Consider the following 22,300-nt stretch of genomic DNA (forward strand, 5'->3'; position numbering starts at 1 on the left):
ATTTTCCCTTTATTTGGGCTAGAATCCCATAAATTTACCTGCTCATTTTCACACAAGGCGTTATGACCTATATCGTAGCCTTAACAGGTGGCATCGGCAGCGGCAAAAGTTCGGTCGCCGATGCCTTCGCCACCTTCGGGATCCGGGTTGTCGATGCCGATGTCATCGCACGTCAGGTGGTAGAGCCCGGTGCGCCAGCCTTATCAGCTATTCAGGCGCGTTTTGGTAACGATATGTTGAATAGCGATGGCACCTTGAATCGTGCCATGCTCCGCCAGCGCATCTTTTCCTCAACAGAGGATAAAACGTGGCTAAATGCCTTATTGCACCCCTTGATTCATGCAGAAACACGGCGACAATGGCAGCAGGCAAAAGGCCCCTATGTGCTGTGGGTAGTGCCGCTGTTGATGGAGAATGGGCTGCAATCCCTGGCACAGCGCGTGGCGGTCGTTGATGTGGAAAGAGACACGCAATTAGAACGCCTGCTTGCTCGCGACAAGGTAAATCGCCAGCAGGCTGAGAACATACTCGCGGCACAGGCAACGCGTGAACAGCGGTTGGCCTGCGCGGATGACATTATTGATAACAACGGTCGCCCCGGGGCGTGGATGGAGCAGGTCGCCGCGTTACATCAACGCTACCTCGCCCTTGCCGCCGACAACGACCGACAGGACAAGTAACAATGAGCGATGCCCTTTCCACCGTGTTGTTTGAATACCCACTCAATGAAAAGACGCGTACCTGGCTACGTTTGGAAACGCTGCTACAACAGTTGCATGAAAATCACAGTTGGGCAGATATGGGCAGTGCGCTTGCCTTCTTCCGTGCTGTGGTCGATTTGCTCGACGTGCTAGAACGCGGAGACATTCGTACTGAACTGCTCAAAGAGCTGGAGCGTCAGCAACAAAAGCTGCTGCAATGGAGCGATGTACCCGGCGTCGATCATGACCGTATCCATGCACTACGCCAGCGTTTGAAGCAACTCGCGGCCGTGCTGATGTCTGCCCCGCGCATGGGGCAATTCTTGCGCGAAGACAAGTTAATTGGCATGGTACGGCAGCGCCTGAGCATTCCGGGCGGTTGTTGCAGTTTTGATGTGCCAACCCTGCATCTGTGGCTGCATCAGCCGCAGGCGCAGAAGCAACAAGTGATCGATACCTGGCTACACTCGCTGTCACCGCTAAAAAACTCGCTCGACCAGGTGCTGGAGCTGATTCGCCACTCGGGTACTTTTCGGGCACAAACCAGTTTGAACGGATTCTTTCAAGATAACGCGGTAGATGCCGACCTGATTCGTTTGCAATTGGCTATCGAGCATCAGCTTTACCCTCAGGTATCAGGCCATAAATCACGCTTTGCGATTCGCTTTTTGCCATTAGACAGCGAAAATGGTCAGGTCCCTGCGCGCCTGTCCTTTGAATTAGCCTGTTGTTAACCGATATTGCTGTAGGAAAAAAACATGGATAACGAAACCTTCACTGTTAGCTGCCCTACCTGTAAAAAGTCGGTGGAGTGGGGAGAAAATAGCCCTTATCGCCCCTTTTGCAGCAAACGTTGCCAGCTTATCGATCTCGGGGAATGGGCAGATGAAGAAAAGCGCATCCCGAGTAATGAAGATATTTCGGACAGCGACGAATGGAGCGAAGAACCTCGCCATTAACGCCTGACGATTAATCAGCGGGGCTGTTGCACCGATTTAGCAATGCGTTTCCTTCAGCCAGCGGATCATCTCTGCGTTGGCGGGAGGAAATTCATCTTCCAGCAGCGACGCGGCATCCAGCCAGCGAGAAGGCTGCCCTTCGCGCCCATAGGGTTCACCCTGCCAGCGTTCAACCATAAAGAAGTGCAGCGTAATGATGCGCTCATCGGTTTCCACGGTTTTGCTGTTCAGCGCTATCGGTGCCAGCGCTTCAATCCCCGCTTCTTCACGCAGTTCACGAATCAGCGCCTGTTCAGCGGTTTCGCCCGGCTCCACTTTTCCGCCAGGAAACTCCCACATTCCTCCCATGTGTACGCCCTGAGGGCGACGGGCGATAAAAAACTCGCGTTGCGCATTACGAATAATGCCTACCGCAACGTTCAGGTGTTTACGCACGACTTACTCCTTCAGACTCCAGCCAAATAAAAGGCGGTCATTGACCGCCTCTTCGTTATATCACAGTGAGCGAGGCATTAGTGCTGCAAACTGCCATGGCACTGCTTGTACTTTTTACCAGAGCCGCACGGGCACGGATCGTTACGACCAATCTTGCGATCGCCCTGCCCGGCAGCCGCTGCCGCCGCGCTGACCTGATCGTCGTTCTGGTGGCTCAGTTGTTGCTGACGCGCCAGACGCTCCGCCTCTTCGCGACGCTGTTGCTCCAGCGCTTCAACTTCTTCCGGCATTCTGACCTGCACCTTGCTCAGCGTGCTGATCACTTCATATTTCAAGGACTCCAGCATGTTGGCAAACATCGAGAAGGATTCGCGCTTGTATTCCTGCTTCGGATCTTTCTGCGCATAACCGCGCAGGTGGATACCCTGACGCAGATAATCCATCGCCGCCAGATGCTCTTTCCACAGAGAATCCAGCGTTTGCAGCATCACGCCCTTCTCGAAGTTGCGCATCACATCGATACCGACCACTTCTTCTTTACGCTGATAGACATCGATGGTCTGTTGCAGGATACGCTCACGCAGGGTCTCTTCATGCAGCGTATGCTCTTCATCCAACCAGGCTGAAATCGGCAAATCGAGGTCGAAATCGTTTTTCAGGCGCTGTTCTAGCCCTTCGATATCCCACTGCTCTTCCAGCGACTGCGGCGGGATGTGGTTATCAATAGCCAGTTTAAACACATCTTCACGGATGCTGTTGATGGTTTCGCTGATATCCACCACGTCCAGCAATTCATTACGCTGGGTGTAAATGGCACGACGCTGATCGTTAGCCACGTCATCATATTCCAGCAACTGCTTACGAATATCAAAGTTGCGGCTTTCCACTTTGCGCTGGGCGTTAGCGATCGCTTTAGTCACCCACGGGTGCTCAATGGCTTCACCCGGTTTCATTCCCAGTTTACGCATCATGTTGGAGACGCGATCGGAAGCAAAAATACGCATCAGCGCATCTTCCATCGACAGGTAAAAACGGGAGGAACCCGCATCCCCCTGACGACCAGAACGGCCACGCAACTGGTTATCGATACGGCGTGATTCATGACGTTCCGTACCGATAATGTGCAAACCACCGGCTGCCAATACCGCATCGTGACGTACTTGCCATGCGGCTTTAGCTTCGGCAATCGCGGCCTCATCCGGATCGTCCAGCAGCGCCAAATCGGCCTGCAAGCTGCCGCCCAGCACGATATCGGTACCACGGCCCGCCATGTTGGTGGCGATGGTCACTGCACTTGCCTGACCGGCCTGCGCAACGATATCCGCTTCCTTGGCGTGGAATTTGGCGTTCAGGACGTTGTGCTTGATGCCTGCTTTGGTCAGCGCTTCTGACACCACTTCCGATTTTTCGATGGAGATAGTCCCCACAAGCACCGGCTGGCCCTTCACGCTACGCTCTTTAATATCTTCGATGATCGCGTCGATCTTTTCCTGTTCAGTCATGTAGACCAGATCGGGTAAATCTTTACGGATCATCGGGCGGTTTGTCGGTACCACAATGGTATCGAGCTTATAAATGGAGCTGAATTCGAACGCTTCGGTATCGGCCGTACCGGTCATCCCGGCCAGCTTTTCGTACAGGCGGAAGTAGTTCTGGAAGGTGATCGACGCCAGCGTCTGGTTTTCGTTCTGGATCTTCACGTTCTCTTTGGCTTCCACCGCTTGGTGCAAACCATCGGACCAGCGACGCCCCTGCATGGTACGACCGGTGTGCTCATCCACGATGATCACTTCGCCGTCTTTTACGATGTAGTCAACATCACGGGTGAACAGCACATGGGCGCGCAGCGCTGCGGTAACATGGTGCATCAGCATAATATTGGTTGGAGAATACAGCGACTCCCCATCATCCATGATGCCTTGTTTTACCAGCAGTTCCTCCACCAGTACCAGACCGCGTTCGGTCAGGTTAACCTGACGCGCTTTTTCATCCACCGAGAAGTGCCCTTCACCGTGGAAGGTATCGGAGTCTTCTTTTTCCTGATGAATCAGGTGCGGAATGATTTTATTGACGCGAATATAGAGATCGGAGCTATCTTCCGCCGGACCGGAAATGATCAGCGGGGTACGCGCTTCATCAATCAGGATGGAGTCCACTTCATCCACCAACGCATAATAAAGCTTACGCTGCACGCGCTCTTCGGGGCTGAATGCCATGTTGTCGCGCAGATAGTCAAAGCCGTACTCGTTGTTGGTACCGTAAGTGATATCGGCCGCATAGGCTTCACGTTTGGCTGGTGCAGGCATGCCCGGCAGGTTGATGCCAACCGTCAAGCCCAGGTATTCAAACAGCGGGCGGTTATTCTCGGCGTCACGCTGTGCCAGGTAGTCGTTCACTGTCACCACGTGCACGCCACGGCCAGTCAGGGCATTGAGGTAGGCAGGCAACGTTGCGGTCAGAGTCTTACCTTCACCGGTACGCATTTCTGCGATGCAGCGTTCGTTCAGTACCATGCCGCCCATCAACTGGACGTCAAAATGGCGCATACCAAACACACGCTTACTGGCTTCACGCACCACCGCAAACGCCTCAGGCAATAACGCTTCAAGGGTTTCCCCTTTTTCAAGACGCGCGCGGAATTCAGCGGTTTTTGCCTTCAGTTCATCATCCGACAGCGCTTCGATGGCCGGTTCCATTCGGTTGATCACATCAACCACTTTACGCATACGGCGCAGCGTACGATCGTTACGGCTGCCAAAAACTTTAGTCAGGATACTGGTTAACATAATGATTTTATTCTCACGTAGGCCGCTGTTTCAGCGACGATACGATAGCTACTCATAATTCCTTTCATCGCAATCCGGAGATCGGCGAGAAGAAGCGGTATTCGCGTTTGTATTCAGAACAGTGACATTGTCCATGTTCATCGTTATACGCCAGGAAAACGCGAGTGAAACGGCGTGTCAGGCAGAGAATGCTGGCCCGGCACGGATGCCACGGACTTGAGACAACCACAGCCCGGTACGGTGAGGAGAAGCGGCAAAAACCAGGGTGCCACGCGGTAAGGGGTGTAACGCCGAGGGGGTTTCCGGCAACGTCAATAGCGCATTGAGCGTATCCAGAATCACCAGCGGGTGAGCACTCAACGCCGCCTCGGCCTCCGGCAATGCGTGTGCCTGAGGCACCGTCAGCGCAAACGAGAGATGGCGAATAACCGTGCGAATGGCATGTTGATGCCAATAATCGATACCAAATGACGTGCGGCGATGCACCTCTTTCAAACTGACCAGTTCGGTCAGGCTGAAGGCAACGGGATTCTGGCGATTGATACTGGCCGTCGCGTTTGACGCAGAAGCATGCTCGTTGGTTTCGTTAAGGCTGGTCGGCAGACCAAGGCTGGCCGCAACCATCCCCAACAGGAGATGTGGCCAAAAATAACGTCTGCCAAATTGTCGCCAACGATTTAGAATACCCATGACGAGTTTATTTGCCCACCGGAGCCTGATGCCTATGCGTGATAGCCGCCCCCAATCACTGGAGTCCCTGTTCGATAGCGTGTCAGGGGGAAATAAAGGCCCCTTGCACGATGTCCAACAGCGCGCTATCGCCTTGTTAAAACTTAACCGGGCCGTGAAAGGCTTACTGCCTTCTCAACTGCACCCGTGGTGTCGCGTCGCGAATTACCGACAAGGCCACCTGATTCTGGAAACTGCCAATGCAAGCTGGTTAATGCGGTTACGTTATGAGCAACCCTCGTTACTCTCAGCATTGCGCGCTCAGATATTACCATCATTGGCATCGATCGACATCAGGATTAATCCCGCGCTGGCCGCAAAAGGGGATGAAACTGTATCGGGAAAGGATAATTTGAGCGCAGAAAACAAAAATTCAGATACTCCGCCCCGTCAACTGAGCGAACAGAGTGCCGAGACGCTCCGACATTTAGCCAGCCACAGTCCGGAAAAATTGAGGAAAATATTAGAAAGGCTGGCTTCACTCGCCGGAGAGGGTACGAGTAAAACCAGCCAACAGAAGAAATAACCTGTCACATTCGCCTGAACGACGACACTAACGCCCGATGTCGGTTACGCCAGCACCGTAGAAGGCGCTTTGAACGCCAATGGCACTTCGCGCTCGTTTTCAAAGGTGACGTATTCCCACGCTTCCTGCTTAGCCAACACCGCCTGCAACAATTTGTTGTTGAGCGCGTGACCAGATTTGAACGCAGAGAACGCACCAATGATGTTATAACCACACATGAACAGGTCGCCGATAGCATCCAGCATTTTGTGACGCACAAACTCGTCTTCAAAACGCAGACCATCTTCGTTCAGCACACGATAATCGTCTACCACGATAGCGCAATCCATACTGCCGCCCAGGCACAGGCCGCGGGATTGCAGGTATTCGATATCGCGCATAAAGCCGAAAGTACGCGCACGGCTGATCTGGCGAATAAACGCATCGGTTGAGAAATCCAGGCAATAGCGCTGTGAACCTGCATCAATGGCTGGGTGGTTAAAATCGATAGTGAAATCAAGGTTTAAACCGTTATACGGGGTCAGTTCTGCCCATTTATCACCGTCTTCAACCCGCACAGGCTGTTTGATGCGAACAAACTTTTTGGCGCAGTTCAGCTCTTCAATACCGGCATCAAGCAGCAGGTAAACGAACGGGCTGGCACTGCCATCCATAATTGGAATTTCCGGGGCATCAACATCAATCACGATGTTATCGATACCCAACCCCGCCAAGGCGGCGTTCAGGTGTTCCACCGTTGAAATACGCACGTCATGCTCGTTTACCAGGCAAGTACAGAGCATGGTATCACGCACGGATTTGGCATCAGCCGGAAAATCAACCGGTGGATTCAAGTCAGTGCGGCGATAGATGACCCCGGTATTCGCCGGTGCAGGTCGCATCGTCAGCTTGACTTTCTTGCCGGTATGCAAACCGACGCCCGTCGCCTGTACGATACGCTTTAATGTACGTTGTTTGATCATCGTATTATCTCGCAATGTTACTGAACCAACCGTCCTAGCTTACACCAGGATCGGCGGGACAGTTTAGCACAAAGAGCGGAGATTCCAATCACAAAGCGGAGGTTAGTCCGCTTGTTTGCGCAAAAATGCGGGAATATCCAAATAGTCAGGCTCTTTGTTAGTTTGTACCGTTTGGTCATTAACCACCTTGGCCGCCGGTTTTTCCTGCGTCAGCGGCGTCATACCATGCTGCTGATAACGATGATCCATAACCGGTTGGCTGGCTTGCTTGTTGGTCACCAGCGTAATTTCCGGACGCTTGTCCATGCCGATACCGGTCGCAACCACGGTGACGCGCAGTTCGTCGTTCATGTCCGGATCCAACGAGGTACCAATCACCACGGTGGCATTGTCAGAGGCGAACGCACGAATGGTGTTACCCACGGTTTCGAACTCATCCAGACGCAGGTCAAAGCCCGCCGTGATGTTGACCAACACGCCACGCGCGCCAGACAGGTCGATATCTTCCAGCAGCGGGCTGGAAATCGCCATTTCAGCCGCTTCTTCGGCACGGTCTTCACCGCGCGCCACGCCAGACCCCATCATGGCATAACCCATTTCTGACATCACGGTGCGCACGTCCGCAAAGTCCACGTTCATCAGGCCCGGACGGGTAATCAGTTCGGCAATACCTTGGACAGCGCCTTTCAGTACATCGTTCGCTGCACCGAACGCATCCAGCAAAGAAATACCGCGACCCAGCACTTTCAGCAGTTTGTCGTTAGGGATGGTGATGAGCGAATCCACATGTTTGGACAGCTCAGCAATCCCCTGCTCGGCAAACGCCATGCGTTTTTTGCCTTCGAAGTTGAAGGGCTTGGTCACAACCGCAACCGTCAGGATACCGAGATCCTTTGCCACTTCAGCCACCACGGGGGCTGCACCGGTGCCGGTACCGCCGCCCATACCGGCAGCGATGAACACCATGTCCGCGCCATCAAGTGCAGCGCGCAGCGCTTCACGATCTTCTTCCGCCGAGTTACGACCCACTTCCGGGTTGGCACCTGCGCCCAGCCCTTTGGTGATGCCGCTACCAATCTGAATAGTCTGACCCACCGCAGTCTTGCGCAGTGCCTGCGCATCGGTATTCACTGCGAAGAATTCGACACCTTCGATGCGCTCGCGCACCATATGTTCGATTGCGTTACCGCCGCCACCGCCGACGCCGATGACTTTAATCACCGCGTCGTTGGTTAACTCCATTGGTTCAAACATAATTTCTCTCCGTTTTGTGCCTGTACCGCGAGACCGTCAAGTGTGCCACACGGTCTCTGATAAACATTAAAATTCCTTTCTCAGCCAGCTACTGATGCGTTTAAACCAATTGCCCACTGAGCCACGTTTTTCTACTTCGTGCTCACCGCCCAGGTGAGACTCTTTGCCGTAATGCAGCAGCCCAACCGCCGTTGAGTAGAAGGGCTCCTGCGCATAATCCGTTAAGCCTGTTATATTCAGTGGCTGGCCGATACGCACCTGCGTGTGGAATACGCGCTTGGCGCAATCAACCAGCCCGTCGATCTGAGCGGCACCGCCTGTCAGCACAATGCCGGCGGCCAAATGGTGCTTCACGCCCTGCTGACGTAGTTGCTCCTGCAATTGCAAAATTTCATCGTTCACCAAATTGAGCAATTCGGTGTAACGCGGTTCAATCACTTCTGCCAGCGTCTGTCGTTGCAGACTGCGTGGCGGCCGACCGCCAACGCTCGGTACTTCCAGATTTTCGTCTTTGCTGACAATCGCGCCTAATGCACAACCGTGGCGTACCTTGATGGCTTCCGCATCCGTGGGCGGCGTGCCAAATGCATAAGCGATGTCGCTGGTCACCACATTGCCCGCGTAAGGGATCACTTTGGTGTGGCGCAACGCACCGCCGGTATAGACCGCGATATCCATGGTGCCACCACCGATATCCACCACGCAAACGCCCAACTCGCGCTCATCTTCTGTCAGCACCGCGTAGCTGGAAGCCAGGCCGGCGAAAATCAGTTGATCCACTTTCAAACCGCAGCGCTCTACGGCTTTGACAATGTTTTTCGCCATATCGTTATGGCAGGTGATCAAATGCACCTTTGCCTGCATGCGCACGCCGGAAAGTCCAATCGGGTTCTTGATCCCTTCCTGGTAATCAATGGCGTACTCTTGCGGAATCACATGCAAAATACGGTGTTCATCGCGCACGCGCACAGATTTCGCCGTGTGCACCACGCTCTCGACGTCATCCTGCGTCACTTCTTCTTCCGAAATCGGCACGATACCGATTTCATTCTGGCAACTGATGTGCTTGCCCGACAGCGCCAGATAGACGGAAGAAATTTGACAATCCGCCATCAGTTCGGCCTGGTCGATGGTCCGCTGTACACATTTTACAACGGACTCCAAATCGTTAACGCCGCCTTTATCCATCCCGCGTGACGGACAACTGCCCACGCCGATGATATTGACCATGCCATCGGGCAGAACTTCCCCTACCAGTGCAGCCACTTTTGCTGTACCGATTTCCAGTCCAACTACCAGTTTTCTGTCCGTCGACTTGATCATTGTTGTTTAGCCTGTGCCTGATTCTGTTGCTGATTACCGTTCTGTTTTTGATCAACGTCTTTTCGCTGAGCATTTCCCTGCTGCTGATCCAGCAGAGGCGGTGCCCATCCTACCGCGGCACCGGTGTCGTAACGTAAGTCCACGTAGCTAACACGTTTGTTGTCGTTCTGAGCCTGCCGCTGCAACAGCGGGTAAAGCTCAAGAAAACGTTCCAAACGCCGGGCCCGTTCATCACGCCCCAATTCCAGACGGATGTCATCTTCCAGCCCCAACTGCCACGAATGCCGTGCACTCATCGCCACCATTTTTAATGTCAGCTTACTGCTCGCCAACACCTGACTCATGGTGCGGTAGCCTTCCAGCACATCGTTTTCACTGCCTTTGGGCCCGTACAGCAACGGCATTTTGCGATTACCGACCCGTTCGGCGGGCACGCTGAAGGAATTTCCTTCTGCATCCACCATCAGTTGGTCATTCCACCGCGCTACGGGCACATATTCAACCAGATGAATCTTTAATTCGTCAGGCCACTGCTTACGCACGCTGGCCTGTTTGATCCACGGCAGACGTTCAATCTGCTGTTGGATAACATCCACATCCTGCGTCATAAAAGTGCCCGGCGCGCCCAGCGACAATATCGCCTGGCGAATATCATCATGGGTGGTGTAGTGCCGCTCACCGGTAACCACCAAACGAGAAAGCGGTAACCGACTGGCATCCTTCATCCACTGCAACACCATCCAGCCGCCCCACAGGATGGTGCCCAGCACCATCAGCAGGAACAACAATCCGGCCAACTGCCCACCGTTACTGCGACGCCCGCCTTTTGGCTCTTCGTCGCGTCCGCGCAAATTCCGCGCCGCCTGCGACATATCAAACAGCCGAGGCCAGAATCTGCGCGACGAGCTGCGAGAAGCCCATCCCGTGCTGCCTGGCAGCCATCGGCACCAGGCTGTGATCCGTCATACCGGGCGAAGTATTCACCTCCAACAGGTAAAACGCCCCGTCCGCGTCCAGCATCAGGTCAACGCGTCCCCAGCCGCGACATCCCAATGCCGCAAAGGCCGCTTGTGCTAGTACACCGATGGCATGTTCCTGCTCTGCCAGCAGCCCACTGGGACAAAAATACTGTGTCTCGTCAGAGAGGTACTTCGCGTCATAATCGTAAAACGCGCCCGCAGCCTGAATACGAATTGAGGGCAGAACCGTCTCGCCTAACAGCGCCACCGTGTACTCCGGCCCACTCAGCCACTTCTCAACCAGCACATCGTCGTCATGCTGAAACGCGGTGTCCAGCGCCGTCACCAGTTCATCTTGCTGCGTCACTTTACTCATACCGACGCTGGAACCCTCACGGCTCGGTTTCACGATCAGCGGCAACCCGAGGTGCGCGCAGGCTGACTGCAACTGCTCAGACGTTAACGCGTTATACTGTGCCCGCGTCAACGCGACATAAGGGGCTATCGGTAATCCCAACGACTGCCACACCAGCTTGGTGCGCCACTTATCCATGGTCAGCGCCGACGCCATCACCCCACTGCCGGTGTAAGGCAACTGCAAAAACTCCAATACCCCTTGCAGCGTGCCGTCTTCACCGCCGCGACCGTGCAGGGCGATAAACACTTTGTCAAACCCTGCCTCTTTCAGGCGAGTGACCGGAAAATCGCGCGGGTCAACGGCTTCGGCATTAACCCCAGCCTCTTTTAGCCCAGCAACCACCGCCTGACCGGAACGCAGTGACACATCACGCTCCGCCGATGTCCCTCCCAGCAGCACTGCCACTTTTTCCGCCATACTCACTCCGTAACCAGAGGTTGTAAGCGGGTATCCGCCAGTTTACGCGCCAGCTTACCCACATTGCCCGCACCTTGAATCAGCACCAGATCGCCATCGTGTAACGTCGGCGCCAGCAACGTGGCCAGCATATCCGGATCGGTAACCAGAATCGGATCGACCTTACCGCGTCCACGAATGGTACGGCACAGCGAGCGACTATCAGCACCAGGAATGGGGCTTTCTCCCGCCGAGTACACATCCAGCATCAGCAACACATCCACTTGCGACAGCACGTGGGCAAAATCGTCATACAGATCGCGAGTACGCGTGTAGCGGTGCGGCTGAAACACCATCACCACGCGTTTATCCGGCCAACCGGCACGAGCGGCTTTGATCGTCGCATCCACTTCTGTCGGATGGTGGCCGTAGTCATCCACCAACATCACACTGCCTGCGCTGCCATTTACCGCATCCAGCGGGAATTCGCCCAGGAAATCGAAACGACGCCCGGTTCCCTGAAAACTGGACAGTGCGCGCAAGATTGCCGCGTCATAAATGCCCTCTTCCGTCGCCACGGCAACCGCTGCTGCCGCGTTCAACGCGTTATGGCGGCCCGGTACATTCAGCGTAACCTGCAACAGCGGCTTACCCTGACGCGCCAGCGTAAAGTGCCCCTGAGCACCGGACTGACGGTACTCCGCCACGCGCACATCGGCGTCGTCGCTAAAACCGTAGGTGGTGATATGACGCCCTACGCGCGGCAGCAATTCACGGATCACCGCATCGTCCACGCACATCACCGCACGGCCATAAAACGGCAGATTGTGCAAAAAGTTGATGAACGTCTGCTTTAAATTTTCAAAATCGCCCTGATAGGTATCCATATGATCTGCTTCGATATTAGTGACAATCGCCACCATCGGTTGCAGATGCAGGAAGGACGCATCGCTTTCGTCCGCTTCCGCAATCAGGTAACGGCTGGAGCCCAGGCGCGCATGCACACCCGCAGCTTTCACCAACCCGCCGTTGACAAAGGTCGGATCCAGACCGGCCTCGGCATAAATACTGGCGACCATCGCGGTGGTCGTGGTTTTACCGTGAGTTCCGGCAATCGCGATACCGTGGCGAAAACGCATTAATTCGGCCAGCATTTCGGCGCGACGGATCACCGGAATACGCGCCTCGTGGGCCGCAACGATTTCCGGATTATCTGCGCTGATGGCGCTGGATACCACCACTACGCTGGCATCTTTCACGTTCTCAGGGCGATGATGAAAATAGATCTGCGCCCCTAGCGCCGCCAACTGCTGCGTCACCGCGTTCGGTGCCAGGTCAGAGCCGCTGATGTGGTATCCTTCGTTCGCTAACACTTCGGCAATACCGCCCATGCCAGCACCACCGATGCCGACAAAATGGATGTGCCGCACGCAATGCATTTCGGGCACGATGGAACGCAGTTTTGCCAATTGCTGTGTATTCACTTTTTCTACCGCTACCTTTTCACTTGTACTTCATTCATTTGTCATGGGGAGACGACCTGCACCTATGCATTCTATTCTGTCAGCCGCACCTTACTGCGCGGCAGCGGCCACTTCGGCAGCCACGCGTTCAGTGGCATCCGGCATCGCCACGGAACGGGCACGCTGTGCCATATCGCGCAACGTGGCACGATCCCAACCAGACAACACATCGCTTACTGCATCAACACTCAGTGCCGACTGCTCAATAATTTTGGCCGCACCTGCCTGTTCCAGCGGCAGCGCATTCCAATATTGCTGCCGGTCTTTATGCTGAAAGGGCACAAACAGCGCAGGCAAACCGGCGGCGGCAATTTCACTGACGGTAAGCGCACCAGAGCGGCACACCACCACGTCGGCCCAACTGTAGGCTTGCGCCATGTCATCGATAAATTCGGTGACTTTATGCTGCGGCACACCTGCTGCTGCATAAGCCTGCTGTACCTCAGCCAACGCGCCTTTGCCCGTCTGGTGCCAGACAGTGACGTTAGCACCCAGTCGCGCGGCCACGTCCGGCAACGTGCGGTTTAGCACCCGAGCCCCTTGGCTTCCGCCCACCACCAGCACACGGATCGGGCCTTCACGCCCGGCCAAACGTTCATCGGGTGTAGGCAACGCCAACACATCGGTACGAACCGGGTTGCCCACCACGTCAGCGTTGGGAAACGCACCGGGAAAAGCCTGTAATACCTTGCGCGCAATGCGCGATAGCCAGCGGTTGGTTAATCCCGCAATGCCGTTTTGCTCATGCAGCACCACCGGGATACCGCATAACCACGCAGCGAGACCGCCCGGTCCAGACACATAGCCGCCCATGCCCAGCACTACGTCCGGTTGATAGCGTTTCATGATCGCTTGCGCCTGACGCACCGCGCGATAAATCCGCAATGGTGCACACAGTTGCGCCGTAATGCCTTTGCCGCGCAAACCGGAAATACGAATAAAATCAATCTCAATGCCGTTTTTTGGCACCAAATCGGCTTCCATGCGATCGGCAGTTCCCAGCCAACGAACCTGCCAACCCTGCGCCATCAAATGATGTGCGACCGCCAGCCCCGGGAAAACATGTCCTCCGGTGCCACCTGCCATCACCATCAAGCGCTTACCTTCGCCACTCATTTGGCACTCCTCGTGAACGCCTGCGCCTTGGTCAGGCGCGTCTCAAAATCGATCCGCAACAGCAACACAGTGGCGGTCGACATGATGATCAAACTCGAGCCACCGTAACTGATTAACGGCAGCGTCAGCCCTTTGGTGGGTAACATTCCCGCAGCAGCACCTACGTTTACCAGCGTTTGGAAACTAAACCAGATGCCGATAGAACATGCCAAAAAGCCGGAAAATCGCTGATCGATCTCCAACGCGCGCTTGCCGATGGACATGGCCCGAAAAGCGACGAAGAATATCATTAACAACGCCAAAACCACACCGATATAGCCGAGCTCTTCGCCTAAAATGGAAAAAATAAAGTCGGTGTGCGCTTCCGGTAAATACTCCAGTTTCTGCACCGAGTTTCCTAATCCTTGCCCCCACAGCTCGCCGCGGCCAAATGCCATCAGCGACTGGGTTAACTGGTAGCCACTGCCAAACGGATCTTCCCACGGATTCCAAAACGACGTCACGCGGCGCATACGGTAGGGTTCCGCCACAATCAGCAAACCAACGGCAAACATGCCGCAGCCAATGATGGCGAGAAACTGCCACAGCTTGGCACCAGCCAAAAACAGCATCGCCAGCGTGGTGATAAACAGCACAACAACCGTTCCCAGATCGGGCTGCGCCAGCAGTAGAACAGCCAGCACCACCATCACGCCCATCGGTTTGCAAAAGCCCCAGAAGTTGTTACGAACTTCCTCTACCTTGCGCACCATGTAGCTGGAGAGGTAGCAAAACAGCGCCAGCTTCGACAACTCCGCAGGCTGCACACGCAGTGGCCCTAGCGCAATCCAGCGTGAAGCACCATTTACCGAACTGCCGACCACCAGCACCACCAGGAGCATCACCAGTGTGAGCAGCAGTAATATCGGGCTGTAACGCTGCCAGACTTCCATCGGCACGCGCATGGTGATCAACGCCAACGCAAATGCCAGGCCAAGGTAAAACGAGTCACGCTTGGCAAAAAAGAACGGATCGCTGGTCAGGCGCTGCCCCACAGGCATGGATGCAGAGGTCACCATTACGAACCCGATGACGGCCAGCCCGAACGTCAGCCAGAGCAGGGTGCGGTCATACATCACGATGCTCTGCACATCGCTTTCCCGCGTCCCCATGACCCAGCCTTTCAGTCGTTCAATCACTGGCAGCCCAATAAAACGCATCAGCCAAGTTCCTCCGCCAATCGGGCGAACTCATCGCCGCGCTGTTCGAAGCTCTTGAACTGATCGAGGCTGGCACACGCCGGAGACAGCAGTACCAGATCGCCCGGTTCGACGCGCGTGGCAATAACGCGCAGAGTTTGCTCCATTGTCTCGGTTTGCTCTGCTATCTCTGGACGCAACGCCGCCAGTTGGGCGCCATCACGCCCGAAGCAATACAGGCGAATATTGTCACCCTGGACATAACGCAGCAGCGGCGAAAAATCGGCTGACTTACCGTCGCCGCCTAACAGCAAGTGCAGCGTGCCTTTAACGTGTAATCCGTTCAGCGCCGCTTCAGTGCAACCAACGTTGGTTGCTTTGGAATCGTTAATCCAGCGCACGCCGTTACGCTGCAACACGCACTGGAAACGGTGCGGCAAACCGGTAAAGGTGGTGAGTGCCGTTAACGCGGGCGCGCGAGGAATTCCCACCGCATCCGCCAATGCCAGCGCCGCCAGCGCGTTGGTGTGGTTATGTTGCCCCACCAGGGAAATCTCTTTGGTATTCAAAACGCGCTCGCCTTTCACACGCAACCAGGTTTCACCCTGCTGGGTGTTGAGGTGATAGTCGCCCACATCCACGCCAAAGCTGATGCAGCGTGCGTCAGCGCCTTTGATCGGCATAGTCAGCGCGTCATCAGCATTCACCACACACACCTGCGCATGGTCATAGATACGTAACTTGGCAGCACGATACTGTTGGATACCAAACGGATAGCGGTTGGTATGATCTTCCGTAACGTTGAGAATGCTGGCGGCGGCGGCGCGCAGACTGGACGTGGTTTCCAATTGGAAGCTCGACAGCTCCAGAACATACAGTTGGCACGGCTGTTTCAGCAGCGTCAGCGCCGACAGGCCAATATTTCCGCCGACACCGACCGACCAACCGGCTGCCTTAGCCATTTCGCCGACCAGCGTAGTGACCGTACTTTTACCGTTGGATCCAGTAATCGCCACAATCGGTGCCTGCGCTTCACGGCAGAACAACTCGATATCGCCCACAATCTCTACGCCTGCGGCGGCGGCATCGGCCAGCGCGGGTGTTGCCAGCGCAATACCGGGGCTGGCGACGATCAGGTCAGCCGCTAACAGCCACTCTTCATTTAACGAACCAAGGTGGCGATCAACCTCGGCAGGCAACTTATCCAAACCAGGCGGACTAACACGGGTATCCACCACGCGCGGCGTCACACCGCGCGTCAGGAAGAAATCAACGCAGGAAAGCCCGGTTATCCCCAGGCCAATAATTACAACGTTTTTACCCTGATAGTCCATCATAGTGTTACCGTACCTTCAGCGTTGCCAGGCCAATCAGCACCAGCATCAGCGAAATAATCCAAAAACGCACAATCACGCGCGGCTCTGGCCACCCTTTAAGTTCATAGTGATGGTGAATCGGTGCCATGCGGAAGATACGCTGCCCGCGTAGCTTGAATGAACCGACCTGAAGGATCACCGACAGGGTTTCAACCACGAACACCCCACCCATAATCACCAGCAAGAATTCCTGACGCAGCAGGACGGCAATGGTGCCCAACGCGCCGCCGAGCGCCAGTGAGCCGACATCGCCCATAAATACCTGCGCCGGATAGGTGTTAAACCACAGGAAACCCAGGCCGGCGCCGACGATCGCCGTACAGACGATCACCAGTTCACTGGCGTGGCGGATATAAGGGATATGCAGGTAACCGGCAAAATTCATATTGCCCGTCGCCCACGCCACCAGCGCAAAACCAGCGGCAACAAACACGGTCGGCATAATCGCCAAACCATCCAGTCCGTCAGTGAGGTTGACCGCGTTACTGGTGCCAACGATGACAAAGTAGGTCAGCAAAATGTAGAGCAGACCCAGTTGCGGCATCACATATTTAAAGAACGGTACAACTAACTGCGTGGCCGGTGTGCCTTTGCCGATGGCATACATGGTAAACGCCACCGCCAGCGCAATCAGCGATTGCCAGAAATATTTCCAGCGCGCGATCAACCCTTTGGTGTCTTTGCGTACTACTTTGCGGTAATCATCGACAAAACCGACGATACCGTAGCCCAGCAGCACCAGCAGCACACACCACACATAGGGGTTGGACAAATTGGACCACAGCAGTACCGAAACGATGATCGCCGCCAGAATCATGACACCGCCCATGGTTGGCGTGCCACGTTTGCTGAAATGAGATTCAGGCCCTTCATTGCGCACCACTTGCCCGATCTGCAATTTTTGCAGCCAGGCGATCAGATGCGGTCCCATCCACAAGGAGATCACTAACGCGGTCAGCAGGCTGACAATGGCGCGAAACGTCAAATACGAGAAGACGTTAAAGCCGGAATAAAACTTGACCAGATGTTCGGCCAGCCACACTAACATGCTGCATTCTCCTGTAATGCGTGTACCACATACTCCATCGCAGAACTCCGGGAGCCTTTAACCAAAATGCTGATCGTGCCATGCGCCGACAGCAACGTTTTCAAACGCGCGATCAATGCAGCCCGATCGGAAAAATGTTCACCACGTTCACTGGTGAGGCTGATGGCCTGACTCAAGGTGCCAATACTCAACACCGTATCAATGCCTGCGTCACGCGCCACTTCGCCCACCTTCTGATGACACGCCTCGGCATTCTCGCCAAGTTCGCCCATGTCGCCCACCACCAGTACGCGGTAGCCCGGCATCTCCGCCAGCGTGTGCACCGCCGCAGTCATCGACCCCACATTGGCGTTGTAGCTGTCGTCCAGCAGCAGTTTTTTTGCCGCCAGCATGATGGGGAACAAGCGCCCCGGCACGGCCTTGAGCTGCGCCAGCCCGTCTTTTACCTGCTGCAACCCTGCGCCTACGGACATCGCCAATGCGGCAGCCGCCAGCGCGTTTGCCACGTTATGTCGACCCGGCAGCGGCACGTTGACCTCCAGCGAGCCAAACGGCGTATGGAGTTCAAACAGGGTGCCCCCACCTTCATTGCGAATATCGCTGGCGTAGTAGTCTGTGTATTCACCTTGCTGCGGTGAAAATTGCCATACTGTTTTGTCGCGCAGCACGTCGTGCCACCGCGTCAGGTCATTGCTGTCGGCGTTAATCACCGCAATACCCTTGGTGGGCAAACCGTTAAAGATCTCCCCTTTGGCGCGCGCTACGCCGTCCAACGATCCAAACCCTTCCAGATGTGCGGCTGCCAGGTTATTCACCAGCGCGCTATCCGGACGTACCAGATTGGCGGCATAGGCAATCTCACCAATATGGTTAGCTCCCAACTCAATCACCGCAAAGCGATGATCAAGGGTGAGGCGCAGCAGCGTTAACGGCACGCCAATGTCATTATTGAAATTGCCGTCGGTGTAAAGCACGTCACCACACTGACGCAAAATCGCTGCCGTCATCTCCTTGACGGAGGTTTTGCCGGAAGAACCGGTCAGTGCCACCACGCGCGCAGAAGATTGGCGACGCATCCAGGCACCCAGTTCGCCCAACGCCAGACGGGTATCCCCCACCAACAGTTGTGGTACGTCGATAGGTAAGTGCTTACTGACCAACAGAGCCGCCGCACCACCGCGTACTGCCTGATGGGCATAATCATGGGCATCAAACTTTTCACCGCGCAGAGCGATAAACAGGCAGCCCGGCGTCAATTTTCGGGTATCGGTGCACACTGTTTCCACTGCCACATCCTCACCCAGGAGTGTGGCATTTAACGCCGTGGCCAGTTGCTGCAACGTAACGCGAATCATGCGATAACCCCCAGCAGACGCGCGGCAGTCACGCGATCTGAATAATCGAGACGCTGATTGCCCACCAGTTGATAATCTTCATGGCCTTTACCTGCAATCAACACAATATCGTCCACGTTGGCCTGGATAATGGCACTGGTCACCGCTTCAGCGCGACCATGCACCGCCAGTGCTCGTCCGGCATCCACCAAACCGGCAAGAATGTCTTTCACGATAGCCTGCGGCTCTTCGCTCCTGGGGTTATCGTCCGTCACCACAACGCGATCGGCCAGTTGTTCCGCGATGGCCCCCATAAGTGGGCGCTTACCTTTGTCACGATCGCCGCCGCAACCAAATACGCACCACAGTTGACCGGAGCAATGCGGACGCGCCGCCGCCAGCGCTTTCTCCAGCGCATCCGGCGTGTGGGCGTAGTCCACAATCACAGTCGGTTTACCCGGTGCTTTAAACACTTCCATGCGACCGCAAACCGGCTGCAATTGTTCGCCGGTTTCCAGTAATCTATCCAGTGGGTAGCCAAGGGAAAGTAACGTTGCCAGTGCCATTAGCAGATTGCTGACGTTAAATTCACCCATAAGGCGACTTTCTATGCGGCCATTGCCCCATTTAGAGTCAAACGCAATTGAAGCGCCTTCGTCGTGATAATCGACGGCGGTGGCTTTCAGCCAGCGGCCACGGCAACCTGGCACCAGATTATTGTACAGCGTCACCGCCACGGCATCCGGCAGCTGCGCCAGCCAGCGTCGCCCCACCTCATCGTCGGCATTAATGATCTCCTGACCCACTTTATGTTCAGAGAACAGAGACCACTTGGCAGCCTCATAGCTTTCCATATCACCGTGGTAATCCAGATGGTCGCGGCTCAGGTTGGTGAAAACCGCCGCCGCAAACGGCAACGCGGCAACGCGATGTTGTACCAAGCCGTGCGAGGAAACTTCCATCGCAGCAAAAGTCGCGCCTTGTTCAACCAACTGATTCAGAACGTGCTGTATATCGACGGCCGAACCCGTGGTATTCGCTGTGGGATTGACGTGCCCTAACAGACCATTACCCACGGTGCCCATCACGGCGCTGGTATCGCCCAGCAGTTGGCTCCATTGGGCCAGCAACTGCGTGGTTGTGGTTTTGCCGTTGGTGCCGGTCACACCGACCAGCAGTAATTTTTCCGCAGGCTGCTGATAAAAACGCCCCGCCAACGCCGACAAACGTTGGTTCAAATTACTCAGATACACAACCGGAACGCCGTGCATTTCACGTACCGTGCCATCGGCAGCTTCACTGTCTACCTCTGCGATCACGGCCGCCACCCCTTGCGCAATCGCCTGAGGAATATAGCGACGCCCATCCACGCTGTGGCCAACTACGGCCACAAACAGATCGCCCGCCGCTGCAACACGGCTGTCCAGAGTCATTTCCCGCAGTTGGCGCGGTGGGACATCTTGCACCCACGGTGCCAGTAAATCGCACAGATTACGATCTGCCACCTGAAACCTCTTTATGGTTAATCACAAAATCATTTTTGTCGCCGACGGGCAGCGCATCCGGCTCAACGTTCATGGTGCGCAGTACGCCGCCCATGATGGAGCCGAACACCGGCGCAGAAACCGCACCACCATAGTAGTTACCCGCCTTAGGATCGTTAATCACCACCACCAGCGCAAAGCGCGGGTTGCTGGCAGGCGCGACGCCTGCGGTGTAGGCAATATATTTATTGATGTATTTGCCGTCCGGTCCCACTTTTTTTGCCGTACCGGTTTTAATGGCAACACGGTATCCCTTGATCGCAGCCTTGGTTCCGCCACCACCGGGCAGAGCAACACTTTCCATCATATGCACCACTGTGCGCACGATAGGCTCGGCGAAAATGCGTTCCCCCGGCACTGGTGGATCGACTTTGGTAATGGAGAGCGGACGATAGATACCATAGCTACCGATAGTGGCGTAAACGCGCGCCAGTTGCAGCGGCGTCACCATCAATCCATAGCCGAAAGAAAAGGTGGCCCTCTCTATGTCAGACCACCGTTGTTTTTGAGGGTATAAGCCACTGCTTTCTCCGACCAACCCCAAATTGGTCGCTTTTCCCAAACCAAAACGCGAGTAAGTGTCTACCAGCGCTGAGGAGGGCATCGCTAACGCCAGCCGTGAAACACCGACGTTACTCGACTTCTGTAGTATCCCGGTCAGGGTCAGTTCCGCGTAGCGGGCAACGTCTTTGATCTCATGACCGTTGATGTAATAGGGCAAGGTATTGAGCAGGCTGTTTTCTTTGACAACGTTACGTTGCAGCGCCGTCATCACCACCATCGGTTTTACCGTCGAACCCGGTTCAAAAATGTCGGTAATAGCGCGGTTACGCATGACATCGGAGGGGGTGCCTGCCAGATTGTTCGGATTGTAGGAAGGGCTGTTAGCCATCGCCAGCACTTCACCAGTACTGACATCCACCAGCACGGCGGTGCCAGATTCGGCATTATTGAAGGCCACGGCGTTGTTCAGTTCGCGATAAACCAACGCTTGCAGGCGCTCGTCAATGCTCAACATCAGGTTGTGTCCAGCCTGACTGTCAACGGAAGAGATATCTTCAATCACGCGACCAAAACGGTCTTTGCGCACCGTACGCTCACCCGGTTGCCCGGTCAGCCAACGATCGAAACTTTTCTCAACGCCCTCAATGCCCTGCCCATCAATATTGGTGAAACCAATCAGGTGAGACGTGACCTGACCAGCAGGATAGTAACGGCGTGACTCCTGGCGCAGATAAATGCCCGGCAGCTTGAGTTTGTGAACATATTCACCGATAGCGGGGTTCACCTGACGCGCCAGATAGACAAAGCGCCCTTTCGGGTTAGCATTGATTTTCGCCGCCATCTGATCGAACGGCAAATCCAGCGCATCAGAAAGCGCTTTCCAGCGGGTGTCGAGCGACACGCCGCCGTGTTCACTCAACTCTTTGGGATCGGCCCAGATGGCGTTAACGGGCACGCTGACCGCCAACGGACGCCCGGCGCGATCGCTGATCATGCCGCGCGCGGTGGGAACCTCCTGCACACGCAGGGAGCGCATATCCCCTTCACGTACCAGTTGATCCGGGTTGATCACCTGCAAATAGGCGGTGCGCAACATCAGCCCCACCATTGCCAACAGTATGCCTGTACAGAGCAACGCAAAACGCCAGCTTACAAAGCTGGCCTTATCTTCCTGTCGTTTCAACTTTCCTGTGCGCGCTGCTTTCATGCCAAATGAGTACCTATGTTCT

General features: G+C 55.3%; 20 protein-coding genes. 4 read left to right on the top strand and 16 right to left on the bottom strand.

Annotation, left to right across the window (positions count from 1 at the left end; all coding sequences use genetic code 11):
* The first annotated feature begins 62 nt into the window (after nucleotides 1-62).
* Genes coaE through yacG form a run of 3 tightly spaced genes read left to right on the top strand, consistent with a single transcriptional unit; the run spans nucleotide 63 to nucleotide 1,660 of the window.
* Nucleotides 63-680, top strand: coding sequence for a dephospho-CoA kinase (gene coaE / locus ACWWJF_RS12315; protein WP_455869603.1), 618 nt, complete (start codon nucleotides 63-65; stop codon nucleotides 678-680).
* 2 nt (nucleotides 681-682) lie between these two features.
* Entirely contained in the window at nucleotides 683-1,435 is a 753-nt protein-coding gene (gene zapD / locus ACWWJF_RS12320; protein ID WP_455869604.1) for a cell division protein ZapD, read from the top strand.
* Between the two features lie 24 nt (nucleotides 1,436-1,459).
* On the top strand, nucleotides 1,460-1,660 hold the full coding sequence (gene yacG / locus ACWWJF_RS12325) for a DNA gyrase inhibitor YacG (RefSeq protein ID WP_264623695.1): 201 nt from the start codon (nucleotides 1,460-1,462) through the stop codon (nucleotides 1,658-1,660).
* Between the two features lie 36 nt (nucleotides 1,661-1,696).
* On the opposite strand, the gene mutT is transcribed toward yacG, so the two are convergent.
* The 3 genes from mutT to secM form a co-directional block, all read right to left on the bottom strand.
* Nucleotides 1,697-2,095: an 8-oxo-dGTP diphosphatase MutT gene (gene mutT, locus ACWWJF_RS12330; RefSeq protein ID WP_455869605.1), complete on the bottom strand. Its 399-nt coding sequence runs from the start codon at nucleotides 2,093-2,095 to the stop codon at nucleotides 1,697-1,699.
* 77 nt (nucleotides 2,096-2,172) lie between these two features.
* Nucleotides 2,173-4,881, bottom strand: coding sequence for a preprotein translocase subunit SecA (gene secA / locus ACWWJF_RS12335; protein ID WP_455869606.1), 2,709 nt, complete (start codon nucleotides 4,879-4,881; stop codon nucleotides 2,173-2,175).
* Nucleotides 4,882-5,058: 177 nt separating this feature from the next.
* Nucleotides 5,059-5,571 (bottom strand): secA translation cis-regulator SecM, encoded by a 513-nt coding sequence (secM, locus tag ACWWJF_RS12340; RefSeq protein WP_455869607.1) that lies wholly within the window; start codon nucleotides 5,569-5,571, stop codon nucleotides 5,059-5,061.
* A 34-nt stretch (nucleotides 5,572-5,605) separates the two neighbouring features.
* Here secM and ACWWJF_RS12345 point away from each other — a divergent pair, with 34 nt between their 5' ends.
* On the top strand, nucleotides 5,606-6,136 hold the full coding sequence (locus tag ACWWJF_RS12345) for a DUF721 domain-containing protein (protein ID WP_455871060.1): 531 nt from the start codon (nucleotides 5,606-5,608) through the stop codon (nucleotides 6,134-6,136).
* Between the two features lie 44 nt (nucleotides 6,137-6,180).
* Here the strand turns inward: ACWWJF_RS12345 and lpxC are convergent, their stop codons facing one another.
* The 13 genes from lpxC to ACWWJF_RS12410 form a co-directional block, all read right to left on the bottom strand.
* The gene (lpxC, locus tag ACWWJF_RS12350) at nucleotides 6,181-7,098 is read right to left on the bottom strand and encodes a UDP-3-O-acyl-N-acetylglucosamine deacetylase (RefSeq protein WP_455869608.1); all 918 of its coding nucleotides are present in this window, start codon (nucleotides 7,096-7,098) and stop codon (nucleotides 6,181-6,183) included.
* Nucleotides 7,099-7,200: 102 nt separating this feature from the next.
* A complete protein-coding gene (gene ftsZ / locus ACWWJF_RS12355; RefSeq protein WP_455869609.1) occupies nucleotides 7,201-8,352 on the bottom strand; it encodes a cell division protein FtsZ in 1,152 nt (383 codons plus the stop codon).
* A 66-nt stretch (nucleotides 8,353-8,418) separates the two neighbouring features.
* Complete coding sequence (gene ftsA, locus ACWWJF_RS12360; RefSeq protein WP_222158190.1) at nucleotides 8,419-9,675, bottom strand: cell division protein FtsA; 1,257 nt, start codon at nucleotides 9,673-9,675, stop codon at nucleotides 8,419-8,421.
* On the bottom strand, nucleotides 9,672-10,547 hold the full coding sequence (ftsQ, locus tag ACWWJF_RS12365; protein WP_455869610.1) for a cell division protein FtsQ: 876 nt from the start codon (nucleotides 10,545-10,547) through the stop codon (nucleotides 9,672-9,674). The genes ftsA and ftsQ overlap by 4 nt, the downstream gene beginning before the upstream one ends.
* Nucleotide 10,548: 1 nt before the next feature.
* Nucleotides 10,549-11,469 (bottom strand): D-alanine--D-alanine ligase, encoded by a 921-nt coding sequence (locus ACWWJF_RS12370; RefSeq protein WP_455869611.1) that lies wholly within the window; start codon nucleotides 11,467-11,469, stop codon nucleotides 10,549-10,551.
* 2 nt (nucleotides 11,470-11,471) lie between these two features.
* Nucleotides 11,472-12,932, bottom strand: a complete 1,461-nt coding sequence (gene murC / locus ACWWJF_RS12375; RefSeq protein WP_455869612.1) for a UDP-N-acetylmuramate--L-alanine ligase — start codon at nucleotides 12,930-12,932, stop codon at nucleotides 11,472-11,474.
* A gap of 90 nt (nucleotides 12,933-13,022) precedes the next feature.
* Entirely contained in the window at nucleotides 13,023-14,087 is a 1,065-nt protein-coding gene (murG, locus tag ACWWJF_RS12380) for an undecaprenyldiphospho-muramoylpentapeptide beta-N-acetylglucosaminyltransferase (RefSeq protein ID WP_455869613.1), read from the bottom strand.
* Entirely contained in the window at nucleotides 14,084-15,286 is a 1,203-nt protein-coding gene (gene ftsW, locus ACWWJF_RS12385) for a cell division protein FtsW (protein WP_455869614.1), read from the bottom strand. Before ftsW ends, murG begins: the two co-directional genes overlap by 4 nt.
* A complete protein-coding gene (murD, locus tag ACWWJF_RS12390) occupies nucleotides 15,286-16,602 on the bottom strand; it encodes a UDP-N-acetylmuramoyl-L-alanine--D-glutamate ligase (protein WP_455869615.1) in 1,317 nt (438 codons plus the stop codon). Before murD ends, ftsW begins: the two co-directional genes overlap by 1 nt.
* Nucleotides 16,603-16,606: 4 nt before the next feature.
* Nucleotides 16,607-17,689: a phospho-N-acetylmuramoyl-pentapeptide-transferase gene (gene mraY, locus ACWWJF_RS12395; protein ID WP_455869616.1), complete on the bottom strand. Its 1,083-nt coding sequence runs from the start codon at nucleotides 17,687-17,689 to the stop codon at nucleotides 16,607-16,609.
* Nucleotides 17,683-19,044 carry a UDP-N-acetylmuramoyl-tripeptide--D-alanyl-D-alanine ligase gene (gene murF, locus ACWWJF_RS12400; RefSeq protein ID WP_455869617.1) on the bottom strand — a complete coding sequence of 454 codons (1,362 nt, stop codon included), beginning with the start codon at nucleotides 19,042-19,044 and terminating at the stop codon, nucleotides 17,683-17,685. The genes mraY and murF overlap by 7 nt, the downstream gene beginning before the upstream one ends.
* The gene (gene murE, locus ACWWJF_RS12405; protein WP_455869618.1) at nucleotides 19,041-20,528 is read right to left on the bottom strand and encodes a UDP-N-acetylmuramoyl-L-alanyl-D-glutamate--2,6-diaminopimelate ligase; all 1,488 of its coding nucleotides are present in this window, start codon (nucleotides 20,526-20,528) and stop codon (nucleotides 19,041-19,043) included. Before murE ends, murF begins: the two co-directional genes overlap by 4 nt.
* Nucleotides 20,515-22,278 carry a peptidoglycan glycosyltransferase FtsI gene (locus ACWWJF_RS12410; protein WP_455869619.1) on the bottom strand — a complete coding sequence of 588 codons (1,764 nt, stop codon included), beginning with the start codon at nucleotides 22,276-22,278 and terminating at the stop codon, nucleotides 20,515-20,517. The genes murE and ACWWJF_RS12410 overlap by 14 nt, the downstream gene beginning before the upstream one ends.
* Nucleotides 22,279-22,300 lie beyond the last annotated feature (22 nt).

Source organism: Symbiopectobacterium sp. Eva_TO (genome assembly GCF_053848865.1).

What these genes read in the sequence shown, in the direction of transcription:
- coaE (WP_455869603.1), top strand. Translation starts at nt 63, where the DNA reads ATGACCTATATCGTAGCCTTAACAGGTGGCATCGGCAGCGGCAAAAGT.
- zapD (WP_455869604.1), top strand. Translation starts at nt 683, where the DNA reads ATGAGCGATGCCCTTTCCACCGTGTTGTTTGAATACCCACTCAATGAA.
- yacG (WP_264623695.1), top strand. Translation starts at nt 1,460, where the DNA reads ATGGATAACGAAACCTTCACTGTTAGCTGCCCTACCTGTAAAAAGTCG.
- secA (WP_455869606.1), bottom strand. Translation starts at nt 4,881, where the DNA reads ATGTTAACCAGTATCCTGACTAAAGTTTTTGGCAGCCGTAACGATCGT.
- secM (WP_455869607.1), bottom strand. Translation starts at nt 5,571, where the DNA reads ATGGGTATTCTAAATCGTTGGCGACAATTTGGCAGACGTTATTTTTGG.
- ACWWJF_RS12345 (WP_455871060.1), top strand. Translation starts at nt 5,606, where the DNA reads ATGCGTGATAGCCGCCCCCAATCACTGGAGTCCCTGTTCGATAGCGTG.
- lpxC (WP_455869608.1), bottom strand. Translation starts at nt 7,098, where the DNA reads ATGATCAAACAACGTACATTAAAGCGTATCGTACAGGCGACGGGCGTC.
- ftsZ (WP_455869609.1), bottom strand. Translation starts at nt 8,352, where the DNA reads ATGTTTGAACCAATGGAGTTAACCAACGACGCGGTGATTAAAGTCATC.
- ftsA (WP_222158190.1), bottom strand. Translation starts at nt 9,675, where the DNA reads ATGATCAAGTCGACGGACAGAAAACTGGTAGTTGGACTGGAAATCGGT.
- ftsQ (WP_455869610.1), bottom strand. Translation starts at nt 10,547, where the DNA reads ATGTCGCAGGCGGCGCGGAATTTGCGCGGACGCGACGAAGAGCCAAAA.
- ACWWJF_RS12370 (WP_455869611.1), bottom strand. Translation starts at nt 11,469, where the DNA reads ATGGCGGAAAAAGTGGCAGTGCTGCTGGGAGGGACATCGGCGGAGCGT.
- murG (WP_455869613.1), bottom strand. Translation starts at nt 14,087, where the DNA reads ATGAGTGGCGAAGGTAAGCGCTTGATGGTGATGGCAGGTGGCACCGGA.
- ftsW (WP_455869614.1), bottom strand. Translation starts at nt 15,286, where the DNA reads ATGCGTTTTATTGGGCTGCCAGTGATTGAACGACTGAAAGGCTGGGTC.
- murD (WP_455869615.1), bottom strand. Translation starts at nt 16,602, where the DNA reads ATGATGGACTATCAGGGTAAAAACGTTGTAATTATTGGCCTGGGGATA.
- mraY (WP_455869616.1), bottom strand. Translation starts at nt 17,689, where the DNA reads ATGTTAGTGTGGCTGGCCGAACATCTGGTCAAGTTTTATTCCGGCTTT.
- murF (WP_455869617.1), bottom strand. Translation starts at nt 19,044, where the DNA reads ATGATTCGCGTTACGTTGCAGCAACTGGCCACGGCGTTAAATGCCACA.
- ACWWJF_RS12410 (WP_455869619.1), bottom strand. Translation starts at nt 22,278, where the DNA reads ATGAAAGCAGCGCGCACAGGAAAGTTGAAACGACAGGAAGATAAGGCC.